The organism is Xenorhabdus mauleonii (assembly GCF_900113945.1).
GTDB classification, from domain to species: domain Bacteria; phylum Pseudomonadota; class Gammaproteobacteria; order Enterobacterales; family Enterobacteriaceae; genus Xenorhabdus; species Xenorhabdus mauleonii.
In genome coordinates this window covers 26371-39762 of sequence record NZ_FORG01000010.1, presented here as the reverse complement: position 1 = coordinate 39762, position 13392 = coordinate 26371, and the positions used below count along the sequence as shown (strand labels likewise).

General features: G+C 42.0%; 12 protein-coding genes. 4 read left to right on the top strand and 8 right to left on the bottom strand.

Translation table 11 applies throughout. The features are described 5' to 3' along the window. Positions 1-1662 (top strand): HTH-type transcriptional regulator SgrR, encoded by a 1662-nt coding sequence (gene sgrR, locus BM100_RS11220; protein ID WP_092510946.1) that lies wholly within the window; start codon positions 1-3, stop codon positions 1660-1662. A gap of 588 nt (positions 1663-2250) precedes the next feature. Next, entirely contained in the window at positions 2251-2931 is a 681-nt protein-coding gene (gene mutH, locus BM100_RS11215; protein ID WP_092510944.1) for a DNA mismatch repair endonuclease MutH, read from the top strand. A 508-nt stretch (positions 2932-3439) separates the two neighbouring features. Here mutH and BM100_RS11210 read toward each other — a convergent pair. From BM100_RS11210 to BM100_RS11190, 5 genes are all read right to left on the bottom strand, one after another. Continuing rightward, complete coding sequence (locus BM100_RS11210; protein WP_092510942.1) at positions 3440-4084, bottom strand: hypothetical protein; 645 nt, start codon at positions 4082-4084, stop codon at positions 3440-3442. A gap of 312 nt (positions 4085-4396) precedes the next feature. Further along, on the bottom strand, positions 4397-4807 hold the full coding sequence (locus tag BM100_RS11205) for a hypothetical protein (protein ID WP_244590571.1): 411 nt from the start codon (positions 4805-4807) through the stop codon (positions 4397-4399). Positions 4808-5046: 239 nt separating this feature from the next. Then, positions 5047-5550, bottom strand: coding sequence for a peptide deformylase (gene def, locus BM100_RS11200; RefSeq protein WP_092510938.1), 504 nt, complete (start codon positions 5548-5550; stop codon positions 5047-5049). 200 nt (positions 5551-5750) lie between these two features. Continuing rightward, positions 5751-6935 carry a trans-sulfuration enzyme family protein gene (locus tag BM100_RS11195; RefSeq protein ID WP_092510936.1) on the bottom strand — a complete coding sequence of 395 codons (1185 nt, stop codon included), beginning with the start codon at positions 6933-6935 and terminating at the stop codon, positions 5751-5753. A gap of 20 nt (positions 6936-6955) precedes the next feature. Then, the gene (locus BM100_RS11190; protein ID WP_092510934.1) at positions 6956-8326 is read right to left on the bottom strand and encodes a pyridoxal-phosphate dependent enzyme; all 1371 of its coding nucleotides are present in this window, start codon (positions 8324-8326) and stop codon (positions 6956-6958) included. A 341-nt stretch (positions 8327-8667) separates the two neighbouring features. Here BM100_RS11190 and BM100_RS11185 point away from each other — a divergent pair, with 341 nt between their 5' ends. Together BM100_RS11185 and BM100_RS11180 are read left to right on the top strand one after the other, a co-directional pair. After that, the gene (locus tag BM100_RS11185; RefSeq protein ID WP_092510932.1) at positions 8668-9585 is read left to right on the top strand and encodes a lipase family protein; all 918 of its coding nucleotides are present in this window, start codon (positions 8668-8670) and stop codon (positions 9583-9585) included. Positions 9586-9670: 85 nt separating this feature from the next. Continuing rightward, positions 9671-10165, top strand: a complete 495-nt coding sequence (locus BM100_RS11180; protein WP_092510930.1) for a membrane-associated Zn-dependent protease 1 — start codon at positions 9671-9673, stop codon at positions 10163-10165. Between the two features lie 100 nt (positions 10166-10265). On the opposite strand, the gene BM100_RS11175 is transcribed toward BM100_RS11180, so the two are convergent. The 3 genes from BM100_RS11175 to BM100_RS11165 are packed head-to-tail and all read right to left on the bottom strand — an operon-like array spanning position 10266 to position 13331. Continuing rightward, a complete protein-coding gene (locus BM100_RS11175; protein WP_244590558.1) occupies positions 10266-10955 on the bottom strand; it encodes an O-methyltransferase in 690 nt (229 codons plus the stop codon). A 54-nt stretch (positions 10956-11009) separates the two neighbouring features. Further along, on the bottom strand, positions 11010-12176 hold the full coding sequence (galK, locus tag BM100_RS11170) for a galactokinase (RefSeq protein ID WP_092510928.1): 1167 nt from the start codon (positions 12174-12176) through the stop codon (positions 11010-11012). Positions 12177-12221: 45 nt separating this feature from the next. Beyond that, complete coding sequence (locus BM100_RS11165; protein ID WP_092511155.1) at positions 12222-13331, bottom strand: UDP-glucose--hexose-1-phosphate uridylyltransferase; 1110 nt, start codon at positions 13329-13331, stop codon at positions 12222-12224. Between the last annotated feature and the right edge of the window lie 61 nt (positions 13332-13392).

Genomic DNA, 13392 nt, shown 5'->3' with positions numbered 1-13392 from the left:
ATGTCGAGCCCTCGCTTGCAACAACAGTTCATTCGATTATGGCAGCACTATCAAGGTAAAAAGGCTGAAACTACCCTGCAATCTCTGGCCGATATCCTGCATTGCTCACGCCGCCATGTCCGTTCTCTACTCAATAACATGCAGCATGTTGGTTGGTTGCAATGGGATGCCGAAGCAGGACGGGGAAAGCGCTCCCAACTGCATTTCCTGCGCAGTGGATTAGAACTCCAGCAGCAACAGGCGGAAAAACTGTTTGAACAGGAGAACATAGAGCAGCTTGTCCATATGATGGGAGATAAAGATACAGTGCGCCAAATGGTATTATCCCAACTTGAGCGTAACTTTCGGCAAGGGAAAAATACTCTGCGCATCATTTATTACCGGCCATTTCCCAATTTACTGCCCAGTACGCCCCTTCGACGCTCTGAAGTTCACCTTATTCGCCAAATATTTAATGGGTTGCTCCGGATAAATGAGGAAAAAGAGGAAATAGAAGGTGACCTGGCCCATCATTGGCAAAAAATGACGGATAACCACTGGCGTTTTTATCTTCGCCCTGCCATCCATTTCCATCATGGGCGAGAGCTGCAAATGACAGATATCATCAGCTCTCTGGAACATCTGAAAACCCTTCCGCTTTTCTCTCATATTAAAAATGTTACGTCCGATACTCCGCATGTTGTAGATATTTTCCTCCATGAAGCCGATTCACGATTTGATTTTCTTATGGGAAGCCCTCATGCCATGATCTTGCCGCAAGAATGGAAGACACTGCCCAATTTTTCCCGTTTTCCCATAGGAACGGGGCCTTATCAGGTTATTGCCAACGATGCGCAAAAACTCAAAATCAAGGCATTCGATCACTATTTTGGTTTCAGGGCGCTTCTGGATGAAGTGAATATCTGGATACACCCTGAATTGACGGAGAAGCTGGTTTGTACCACGTTGCATTTGGAAAGTGACAACAGCAGCAACAATTCACTGGACAGCCGAATGGAAGAAGGCTGTTATTTTCTGCTTAACGACCAACGCTCTCCCAAGTGTTCTCGAGAGGACGTCCGTGGCTGGCTGTGCAGCCTATTCACGCCCATTAATTTATTGGCACATTGTGATCCTTTCTACCAGCGCCATTGGTCACCTGCCTATGGATTATTATTGCGCTGGCATCACAGCAAATTAGTACCAACACATCCCAAACCATCCGATATCACAACGCTGACTGTGACTCTGTATCACCAACACCATGAATACCATACGATAAGCCAGATCCTGAAAATTATTCTGGCTGAATATGGCGTTGATTTAGTCATAAAAATTGTCGATTACGACACATGGTTCAATGGCGATGCTGAAAGTGATATCTGGCTGGCAACCGCGAATTTTTACAAACCGTTGGATTTTTCGTTGTTTGCCACTCTTTATGAGATGCCATTATTGAAAAAATGTTTGGGAAGTGATTTAACCAAGGAAGTTTCTCTATGGAGAAAAAACAATCTCCCCGTTGAAACATGGTGCAAAAACATCATTGATCAACACTTGTTGCACCCATTATTTCATCATTGGCTGGAATTACAGGGTCAACGCAGCATGAAAGGAGTAAAAATGAACACCTTCGGATGGTTCGATTTCAAATCTGCTTGGTTCACTCCCTCGGAGGGTTAATTCACAGAAAAAGCTAAAGTTATAAACATTTATTGCCTGATAACAACCATTTTATTCACTTTTTCTGTGGATATGTATGTGAAAAAGTAAGGGGTAAAACGGGTATACTTTTATTATGTATTTTATGCCCGTCCATGCATAAAAACAAATAATCATTATTTTTCATCACGTTAATACATTTTATACCCCTTTTTACAATACGGATCACTCCTCTAAATTTTTATCGTCGCTCATACTGAGCAAATATCAACCAGTGGCGATTTTATCCACAGGATATGCCTTTTAGTTAAACAAAAATCGCCTATTTTTGTAGAAAACGAGATCCATTAGGGCTGTAAATCAAACCAGTGCTCTCACTTTTTATCACTTATCCCATAAATCTGTGGATAACATGGTGTAAGATCCTGTTTATTATCTCTGTAAATAGGTGAACAATCATAATAACTTTCATTCCAATGTAGAGAACATGAATGAAAAAATCTTTTATATCATGCTATTATCAAAGCAATCATGGCAATGATAAGTTAATAATGACTTTGAATTATTCGCATGAGCATTTTTTAACCAGATAAAAATATACTCAATCACATGAACTTCACACCACCGGCACCACCTGAAAACGAACAACAATTACTCGAACGCGCCCACGCTTTGGCTGGCTTATCCATGGGAGAACTTGCAGCATTCGCTAACCTCCCTATCCCTCCCAATTTAAAACGCGACAAAGGTTGGGTAGGTATGCTGCTTGAGTACTATTTAGGTGCCAGTGCAGGAAGTAAGCCTGAGCAAGATTTTGAGCATCTCGGCATTGAGTTGAAAACGATCCCTGTGGACAATAAGGGCACGCCATTGGAAACAACTTTTGTTTGCGTCGCCCCTCTAACAGGCAACAGTGGAATTACATGGGAAAACTGTCATGTCAGGCGCAAATTATCTCGCGTATTGTGGATCCCCGTTGAAGGAGAAAGAAGCATTCCGCTTTCTGAACGACGGATTGGTTCTCCATTGCTTTGGAGCCCGAACGCCATTGAGGAAGAATTGCTCAGGCGTGATTGGGAAGAACTGATGGATCTCATTGTGTTGGGCAAAATTGAGAGTATCACCGCCCGTCATGGTGAAGTATTGCAATTGCGCCCCAAAGCAGCCAACAGCAAAGCACTAACAGAAGCCATTGGAGAATATGGTCAACCAATAATGACCCTACCCAGGGGGTTTTATTTGAAGAAAAACTTTACAGCCCCATTATTGGCGCGTCATTTCTCTTTTTAGAGTCAGGCATATTTGCCTTACATTTTTATAATGTGACAGTTTTTGATCCTCTGTGTTTGAGAGGCTATCTTGTTTTTCAATTAACCATTGAAATCCAGAATACTGCCAGTATATATTAAATTTGCCAGATAAATGATGATCAGACAGATATTCAATAAATACTATCGTATTCACTTAATCCTTATTGTTAATAATTAGATAAGAGAACGACATAACTCTACCTTCTACATTATTATTTTTTTACATTAGAAATCATTGTGGCGTAGACACCTTTTTATTAATGACCAATCTTGAAGAGTAAGTATTATGTATAAATAAAGTTACTCAGATGTAAACGCTTTCACCAACAAAAACTAGCTCTCAATTCAATCTTTCCCATAAAAAATAGACTTAAAAAATAAATAAATAATGCAGCACACCATCATATGGTGCCTATTAGTGAAATAGATTAGTTTTAAAAAGCATATTAAATATGTCGTTATTTACCTACTTACTGCTCCAGTAAATATTATTTAAATGCATTATGAAGAAAACTCATAATACGACCATTATTTCTTGTGCACTCTTTACTTCCGCGTGCCCGTGCATATTTTTTGTCACACAGAATCTTACACAATTTTCCTATGAATTTCACAGGGTTATTATGTCTGCCTATTATAAATGTGTCAAATGATGACAATAAGCTCCATATTCCTCCCGCATAAAGAACCCTATGCACAATATAATCACTATTGAACTCCATAATATTACCTTCTTTCATTTTTTCTTCATGTTGTCGCATTATCATCTTCTCTTCATCTAAATTTGTTATTTCGTATATTTCATCTGCATTGTTCACCAGTTTTTTAATATCAGTGCTAAATAAATTACTTACTGGAGCCGTAAATGCTCTTCCGGCCCAGATATTATCTTTGCTCCATTTGTGGCGTTCAGTAAAAGAGTCCAGCCCTGCTGGGAAATTAGGTTTTTCAAAACTCACAATTCTATTTAATCTTTCAAGAGAAGCCATATCCAGAAGCCTACCATTTTCATCAATAATTCTGCCAATACACAGACCCAATTTGCCCTTTGGGTTTTTATTAGATGGATATTCAATAAATACAGTTGCATTTATTTCACTATTATGGTTAATTTTTGCATATTTGCGTGCCATATCATTTACCTTTTAACACATTAATGAATTGATTAAATTTGTAAATTTATCAATCATGACATGTAGTTATCAATATAACATCACCTATTAAACTCTACGTTATTTAGTTATATTTTAAATAACTAACCAAATAATAACGTACGTTTTTAAACGTATACTCAATGAACTTCAAAAGATATAGATTTTCTTAATATATAATTGATTATTATGGAATAATAAATTATATATTGGGTGGCCCGCCAAATGGCCACCTACTGTGATGTGAAATTTATTGGAAATTCATTCCCTTGCCGCTTCGGTAAGGCTCGAATTTCATAAGGTATAATCACTTTGTTTCGCTGTTAGTTTAAAATCAAATTTTGCGTGGTCCACCCTATCAACATCAATATCCAGCTGAGATTCTGTAGAAACCTTTACTGAGGTAATATCCACAATGCCGGATAATGGGTGGTAGTTAATGTACATGGTGCCAATCAACGGGTAACTGTGATTGCTTTGATTTCTGATATAAATAGCGCACGCTAGTTCATTGCTACTGGCCGTTGATGAAATCTGGACATACTCCATTTTACTGCCGACTTTCACCGAGGAAACTTGAGCATTTCTGAGTCCCTCGGCATCCAGTATCATTAAATAATTACCTGATTTAGCATCAGTTGTATCTATCAGATTAAAATCAATGGAAAAATTAGGTTGTTGATAGTACGTTGTATCAGTTGTCATGCTCACAATATTTCCCCTGCTTGTAGGATTACCACCAAATCATTTAAACTCCATCAGATATATTTTTCGTCTTTCAAAAACTTTACTTACTTCAATTAAGTAATTTTAATCTTTATTACTCATGGTTATCATTAATAATTTAGATAACAGTAACATATAAAACCATAATATTAAGATGTGTGATAATTTATTAAAATAATAATCATATGAAATCATAAAGTAACAGCTAACGCTTTCTGCTACTTTTTACCACTAATATATTTTTTGACTTTTTTAAGTGCCATTTGTCTTTTTAGCGGTGATAAGTAATCAATAAAAATAATGCCTTGTAAGTGATCAATTTCATGCTGCATAACAATCGATAAAAAATCTTCGCTTTCGATAGTCACCGGTTGACCATGCCTGTCCAAAGCTTCTACTTTCACCTTTTCAAACCGTTCAACATCCGCGTAATATCCAGGTATCGACAAACAGCCTTCCTGATTCACGACACGGCGTTCTTTTTCAACAATTTTCGGATTAACCAAAACCATCGGCTGATCACGGTTTGGAGAAAGATCAATGACTAATACGGCTTCTTTCCGGCCAACCTGCGGTGCTGCCAAACCGATACCATTGTCGGTGTGATACATGGTTTCCAGCATGTCATCAATCAATGTTTGAGTTTTGTCAAAATCAGTGACATCGACACATTTTTGTCTCAGCCTTTCATCTGGAATGGTGAGTATGTCTAGAATTGCCATAATCAATACCCTCTTTTAATCTGGCTAATTATGTACCCTAAAGTATATATAACCTGTTATCTTAAAATTATCGTTTTGTGGTCAATACTGCAAATTGAAATCCATTCGGGATCATATAAAAACGCCAGCCGGGAGAAAACCGGCTGGCGCACTTTTTGATTATTACTTGCTTACTTTATTTTTTATGACAATATTTTTTATTACAAAGCTGCTTTTTCAAACGCCTGAGCCAAATCAGCAATCAAATCATCTACATTTTCAATACCAACAGAAATGCGGATTAATTGTGGGGTAATTCCTGCTGCCAGACGTTTTTCCAAAGGAATGGATGCATGGGTCATGGTAAAAGGTTGACCAATAAGGCTTTCAACACCGCCTAGGCTTTCTGCCAAAGTGAATAAATGCAGTTCTTGGATAACCCGACGCGTATAATCTTCATCGCCTTTCAGCACGATGGAGATCATGCCGCCAAACCCCTGCATCTGACGCTTTGCCAATTCATGCTGCGGATGAGAAGTCAGGCCAGGGTAGTACACTTTCTCAATCTGCGGCTGCTGTTCCAGCCAATGCGCAATTTTCTCTGCGCTGGCAATATGACGCTCCATCCGCAGTGCCAGTGTCCGGATACCGCGCAATACAAGGAAGCTACTGAATGGATCCAAAATACCGCCAATGGAATTTTGCAGAAAAGCAACTTGCTCCGCCAATTCAGCGTTGTTGCCCACGACTGCCAGGCCCGCTACAACATCGGAATGACCATTCAGATATTTAGTTGCAGAGTGAACAACAATATCAAAGCCCAAATCAAGCGGACGCTGAATATAAGGCGAGGCAAAGGTATTGTCCGCAACGCTAATGATATTGTGGCGCTGGGCAATCTTTGCGATAGCCGCTAAATCCGCCAATTTCAGCAGTGGGTTGGTCGGGGTTTCCACCCAAATCATTTTAGTGTCAGGTTGAATGGCAGCTTCCAATGCTGCAATATCCCCTGCTTCAACATAAGTAACCCGCAGTCCCGCAGTGCGACGACGTACTTTTTCCAGCAAACGGTAAGTGCCACCGTACAAATCATCTACTGCAATGATATGGCTGTCTTTATCCAATAATTCCAGAATAGTGGAGCTGGCTGCTAAACCAGAGCCAAACGCATAACCACGCGTTCCATTTTCCAGCTCCGCAATTGCCTTTTCCAGCACATCACGCGTCGGATTTCCGCTGCGGGAATATTCATATCCCGTATGCTGCCCCGGTGCAGGCTGAGCATAAGTGGATGTTGCATAAATTGCCGGCATGACAGCACCTGTATGATCAGGAACATAGCCTGCATGGACACTCTTGGTGTCGAATTTAATATGATGAGTCTTAGTCTTATCAAACTGGGTCATTAAGTTATTCCTGAAAGAGATCAATTAAGTTGTTGACGCCATGCGTTCAACACATCGGTACGGGTAACAAGGCCAAGGAATTGATTATTGTCATCAACAATCAGCGCCACATGACCAGCATCAAAGGTCGCAATCAATTGCGCTAATGGTGCTTTTTTATTAAGAGTCTGTATTTGGCTGGTCATTGCCTCAGTAACGGATAGAGAAAAATTACGGGAATTAGCCTGAATAGTATGCATAAGATCCCATTCATCAATAATACCGACGACTTGATCATTTTCGATCACGGGTAATTGTGAAATATCATACAAACGCATGCGACCATATGCGATTTGCAGTGTATCTTGCGGTGCAACAGAAACCGTCGCACCATCACGATAACGGTAAGTGATGTAATCGCTTAGATCATTTTCCTGCGGCTGGGAACACAGGCCTTGTTCCAGCAGCCAATAGTCATTAAACATTTTCGACAGATATTTGTTGCCACTATCGCAAGCAAATGTCACCACGCGTTTAGGTGTCGTTTGTGCCCGGCAATAACGCAATGCGGCAGCCAGCAATGTTCCCGAAGAGGAACCCGCCAATATGCCTTCTGTCAGCAATAAATTACGTGCATTGGAAAAAGCTTCTGCATCTGTAATGCGGTAAGCATGGCGTACTTGAGAAAAATCACCAAGAGGCGGAATAAAATCTTCCCCAATGCCTTCAACAAACCAGCTCCCCGCATCGTCATAGTGGCCGTGTTCAACATAATCGGCGAGAATCGACCCCTTTGGATCAGCCAAGATAAATTCAGTCTCAGGAGAAACTTCCTTAAAGTATTGGCTAAGTCCGCCGAGCGTGCCGCCAGACCCTACACCAACTACAATGGCGTCCACATTCTGTTCCATCTGCTGCCAGATTTCGGGGCCGGTTGTTGTCGTATGGGCTATGGAGTTAGCGGGGTTGTTGAATTGGTCAATATAATATGCGCCGCTAATCTCTTTCGATAACCGCAACGCATAATCCTGATAATATTCTGGATGTCCTTTCCCCACATCAGAGCGCGTCAGGCGTACATCGGTTCCCAGAGCACGTAAGTGATAAATCTTTTCCCTACTCATTTTATCCGGCACAACCAAAATCAATTTATAGCCTTTCATCGCGGCAACCAATGCCAGCCCTATGCCTGTATTGCCCGCCGTAGCTTCAATGATAGTTCCCCCCGGCTTCAAGACTCCCTGCTTTTCTGCCTGCTCAATCATTGAAAGTGCAACACGATCTTTAATCGACCCGCCCGGATTTTGGTTCTCGAGCTTAATAAACAGCTGACAAGGCCCCGTATCCAGATGAGTGAGTTCCAGTAACGGTGTATTTCCTATCAGTTCAAGAACCGAACGCGGTGCTGCCATATTAGCCTCTTGATTATCGGTAAGATTCACAAATAAAACTTTTAGATTAAAAAAGAATATAGATTAAAAGAGAATATAGGTTGGGAGAGGATAACGCTGTGCCGTAATCAATTTGAAAGAACAAATAAAAACTACATATAACAAAAGGTAATTAATTCTATATTTGTCGTTTTTTAAACCACTTTCTTATTGGTTTCATTTACTTTCCTATTTCTATTTTCCCCATTTTTCTATCTTCTCATCTTCTACTCCGATCCCCGACAACCAAAAGAAAAATAAATAAGCTACAATAAAATAACATAATATGAATAATAAAATTACAACAATAAAAAGAGGTTATTATGTATACATATCAAGAAGCTGCTGAATTTGCTGCATTAGTGCTGTATGCATCGGATATGAATAGCCAATATTACAACAATCCAACACCCGTCCCTGATCCACGGATTGAAGAAGATGAATGGGAGCTTGTCGGCTATATTTGGGGAAATGATCTGTCTGTCTCGACGGATCCGGATACGAATAAGAAAAAGTTATTCCAATTGCCTACAACTGTCTGCTATGGATATCTTGCCGAGATGAAAGGTGCAAGAGGAAAGTATGCAGTTGCTATCCGTGGGACGGATACAAGCAACCTGATGGAGATCTTGCGTGATATAGATACAGAATTAATCTCACCGTGGAACAACGTACCAGATCAACAAGTGCATGAAGGTTTTTTCCAGATATATAACTCATTGAGATTCCAGCCTCGGGAGCTTGCCTCTTACCGTAATTACAGTAACCCTAATTATAATCAGCTCAATTTAGCTGATGGGCTTGCCAATTTTATTAAAGTAAGGGGCGGATTCAACATAACAATAACGGGCCACAGCCTTGGCTCTGCGCTGGCATCTTACCTTATGTACGATATTGCACCGTTGATTCAGCATCATTATGCCTGTTTATTTGCCTGCCCGCGCCCAGGAAATCAGGTATTTTCTTTCAGCATTCAGGAAAATTTTTGTCATGGCGCAGCCAACTACGAGATATTCAATTACGTTGATGATCTGATCCCACACCTTCCCCTGGAAATCAGTGGCTACTCTTCACTGCTGCATATCACCAATATCAATACGCCGGATGGCTTGGATATTTCCTCAGGGCTGACATGCAACCACACCTTGGCGAGTTATATCGCAAGGTTACATTTAGACAAATATAAAAAAATTATGTCCAGCAAAAATACCAAGATAAAGGATCCTTGCGTACACCTGTAACCACATAACTTGATTTTTCCGCCGACCGCTGTAATACCTATTTCATGCTGGGAAACGTTATACATTGACAAACAGGAGAATCCTAATGAAAAGCCGTGGTTCTTTATCACGTAGCCATGCATTACGTCATTGCGTATATAGTGCAATCTTGCTGGCAAGTAGTTTATTTACACCTGCTTTGTGGGCAAAAGGAGAAGCACATTTGTTGTTCCATATGGGACTCGGGGCCAATGGCCAATTCTTCGTGGGCGGCACACTGCAAAACAAAGGTGATCAACCTGTAGCTGGGGGATATATCGCTGTTTTACCCCTGAATGATAAATGTGAGCCGAGCAAATTGGTCGTGCATCCATTTGAGTCATTGGCAGCAGGGGAGAAAAAAGAGTTTCGCATTCCTGTGGATGGCCCGCTCAGTGGTTACCGCTTAATTGGCATGGGCGCTTATGATGATATGGGCTTCCCTCTTTCTACTCAGGATGAAACAGCAAAAATCATCAAAAAACGTGAGCCAGATGAGCGTAAAGCGTGCCAAAACGCACGAAAAGCAACCCCCACCACCAAAACTGAAGCCAAAAAATAATAATACTATCGTTGCCTAGTTTATTCAGGATGGTTTATAAACAATAAACCATCCGTTTTGCACGCTACGCTTTACTGAAAATTAAAATTCATTGGGCAGATTATTTATTCGTATTGATCCGCATTAAAGCAAACCCGTCCCACCCTTTTTCACCCACAGTTTGTAAAGCCGTCACAGTAATTTCAGGGCGATTAAGCATAGAATCCAACGCCTGACGAATCCCGTCAGTGGATAGGTCGCGCTGTTCATGCAAAATAGCACCGTCACGGACCACATTATCCAGGATGATAATGCTGCCCGGCCGTCCCAGCTTGATGGACCAATCCAGATAGACCAAGCTGCTTTCCTTATCGGCATCAATAAAAATCAAATCAAATGGCTCTTCTTCATGCAGTGTTGGCAACGTTTCTCTCGCATCACCCACGATAATTTTGATCTTGTGGTCGAGCTGCGATCTTTCAATATTATGCCGGGCCACCTTAGCGACATCGGGATTTTTTTCCAAGGTGATTAACACGCCATCGTCAGGCAATGCCATTGCCATACATTGAGAGCTGTATCCGCCCAAAGTGCCAAATTCCAGAATACGTTTTGCACCGCTAATCTGAACCATCATTTGCAAAAACTTCCCTTGCAATGGAGAGACATCGATGGCAGGCAATCCCTGACTTCTGCTGTATTCAATGGTGTTATCAAGATTAGGAGATGGATGTAACAGTGCGTCTTGAAGATAGTTATCGACGTTTCTCCACTGTTGCAGCAACGCTGTTTGCTGTAGATCTGTATTCACAACATACTCCTTTCATCATGGTTAATTTCAGGTGTTGCATTGAAAAGACAAAATTTAAACAAGGAGAGGGGAGATAAGACTCATTCCATTGACTGCCCGACAATCATAAATCGTCGCGCTCAGGCCTGTTTTAGTTTCATATTGAAGTTCGACAGCTTGTTTCACACTTTCCACTAAATCAGGGGCCAACATTGCGACGATACAACCACCAAAACCGCCGCCTGTCATCCGTACTCCACCATACTCACCAATCACATTTTTTACAATCGCCACCAACGCATTAATTTCACTAACAGTGATGTCAAAATCATCCCGCATAGAAATGTGCGATTCGGCCATAAGCTGGCCCAGACGCAATAAATCCCCGGCCCTCAAAGCATCTGCTGCTGCCAAGGTGCGTAAATTTTCGGTAATCACATGGCGGGCACGTTTGGCAAGCAATGGATTAAGCCGCGCCTGCTTGGCATTGAAATCTTCAAGAGAGACATCACGTAATGACTTTACACCGAAAAAACTCGCAGCGTCTTCGCATTGCTGCCGACGTATGTTGTATTCACTGTCTACCAGCCCTCTCCGCTTATTCGAATTGATGATCAGCAGCACCATTTCATCCGGCATGATTACCGTTTGAGTTTCCAGGGTTCGGCAATCAATCAGCAAGGCATGGCGCTCTTTTCCGCATGCTGAAATCAACTGATCCATGATGCCGGAATTGCAACCAACAAACTGATTTTCTGCCCGTTGTCCATTTAATGCGATCTTTTCAGGGCTGATATCAAGCTGATAAAGCGATTTAAATGTTTGCCCAATCACCACTTCCAACGATGCAGAAGAGCTCAGGCCCGCACCTTGCGGAATATTGCCGCTGATTGCGATATCTACGCCGCCAAATACATAACCGCTTTCTGCCAGAGACTTCACCACCCCACGAACATAATTTGCCCACATTTTCTTTTGTTGAAAAAGTATTGGCTGGGCCAGATCAAATTCATCGCGCTCATTACTGTAATCAACGGCAACAACCCGAATTTTAGTATCGTCGCGTTTGGCAGCGGCCACGACAGTGTGGTAATTGATCGCACAAGGCAGAACGAAACCTTCGTTATAATCGGTGTGTTCACCGATCAGATTCACTCTCCCCGGCGCCTGAAAGAAATGGGTTGGAGAATAAAGAAATGCCGCATTAAATGATTCAGTCACATTTTGGATTAAACGTTTCATTACAGTGCGTTCCTCTCTCTATACCGATACGCTCTTTATCAAGCATCAGCGCATTTTAAAATGAATATCGCTGACTGCACGCAGCCGCTCGGCAGCTTGTTCTGGCGTCAAATCACGTTGCGCCTCCGCCAACATCTCATAACCCACCATAAACTTACGTACAGTGGCTGAACGCAACAGCGGCGGATAAAACAGCGCGTGTAATTGCCAATGTTCCATATGGCATGCTTGGTCAGTTAAAGCGGCTTGGGAGGAGATAGAGGAAGCTGCATCAAGCCTGTCGGCATTATTAATGAAGGGGGCAAAATGCCAGCCCATTGAATAAGGGAATGCACACTGGAAGAGATTATCGTATCGGCTGGTCAATTTTTGCAGAGCAACAGCCAAATCATCACGCTGTGCTTCCGTCAATTCACTCATTCGGCGAATATGCGCCTTTGGCAGCAGCATCGTTTCAAACGGCCACATTGCCCAATAAGGCACAACGGCCAGCCAATGTTCTGTTTCCACAACCGTCCGTGAGCCATCTTTCTGCTCAGCCCCGGCATAATCCACCAATAAGTTCGTGCCGTGCTGGCGATAATATTGCCGCAATAATTCATCTTTACGGAGTAATTCATCAGGCAGAAAATCACTGGCCCAGATCTGCCCGTGAGGATGAGGCTGCGAACAACCCATCAATTCTCCCTTGTTCTCAAAAACCTGTACCCAAATATAACGCTGGCCCAACTCTTCAATCTGCGCGTTCCACTCATCAATAACCCGGCGGATTTGTGCCAACGGCAGCTCTGGCAAGGTTTTACTGTGATCAGGAGAAAAACAGAGTACCCGACAAACACCACTTACCGGCTCAATTTTAAATAATGGATTATCTGCCGGAGGCAAATCAAAAAGCTCTGGCAGTAAGGCTGAATAATCATTCTGGAATACGTAGACATCCGGATAATTTGGGTTGATGTCACCGGAAGCACGGGGATTTCCCGGGCATAAAAAACAGTGCTGATCGTAACTTTCCAACGAGCTGTGGAGCGGTTTTTCATCAATTCCACTCCACGGACGTTTGGTTCGATGTGGTGACACAATAACCCATTTACCCGTCAAAGGGTTATACCGTCGATGTGGATAATCAATTGGATTGAATTGCATCTTTGGCATCATGGGGGCCTCTCTGTTTGCACCACATCCCACAGACGATTAAAAAACGCTCTATTTCCGC

Excerpts from the sequence above, each read along its gene's own strand:
- sgrR (WP_092510946.1), top strand. The coding sequence starts at position 1 with ATGTCGAGCCCTCGCTTGCAACAACAGTTCATTCGATTATGGCAGCAC.
- mutH (WP_092510944.1), top strand. The coding sequence starts at position 2,251 with ATGAACTTCACACCACCGGCACCACCTGAAAACGAACAACAATTACTC.
- BM100_RS11210 (WP_092510942.1), bottom strand. The coding sequence starts at position 4,084 with ATGGCACGCAAATATGCAAAAATTAACCATAATAGTGAAATAAATGCA.
- BM100_RS11205 (WP_244590571.1), bottom strand. The coding sequence starts at position 4,807 with ATGACAACTGATACAACGTACTATCAACAACCTAATTTTTCCATTGAT.
- def (WP_092510938.1), bottom strand. The coding sequence starts at position 5,550 with ATGGCAATTCTAGACATACTCACCATTCCAGATGAAAGGCTGAGACAA.
- BM100_RS11195 (WP_092510936.1), bottom strand. The coding sequence starts at position 6,935 with ATGACCCAGTTTGATAAGACTAAGACTCATCATATTAAATTCGACACC.
- BM100_RS11190 (WP_092510934.1), bottom strand. The coding sequence starts at position 8,326 with ATGGCAGCACCGCGTTCGGTTCTTGAACTGATAGGAAATACACCGTTA.
- BM100_RS11185 (WP_092510932.1), top strand. The coding sequence starts at position 8,668 with ATGTATACATATCAAGAAGCTGCTGAATTTGCTGCATTAGTGCTGTAT.
- BM100_RS11180 (WP_092510930.1), top strand. The coding sequence starts at position 9,671 with ATGAAAAGCCGTGGTTCTTTATCACGTAGCCATGCATTACGTCATTGC.
- galK (WP_092510928.1), bottom strand. The coding sequence starts at position 12,176 with ATGAAACGTTTAATCCAAAATGTGACTGAATCATTTAATGCGGCATTT.
- BM100_RS11165 (WP_092511155.1), bottom strand. The coding sequence starts at position 13,331 with ATGCCAAAGATGCAATTCAATCCAATTGATTATCCACATCGACGGTAT.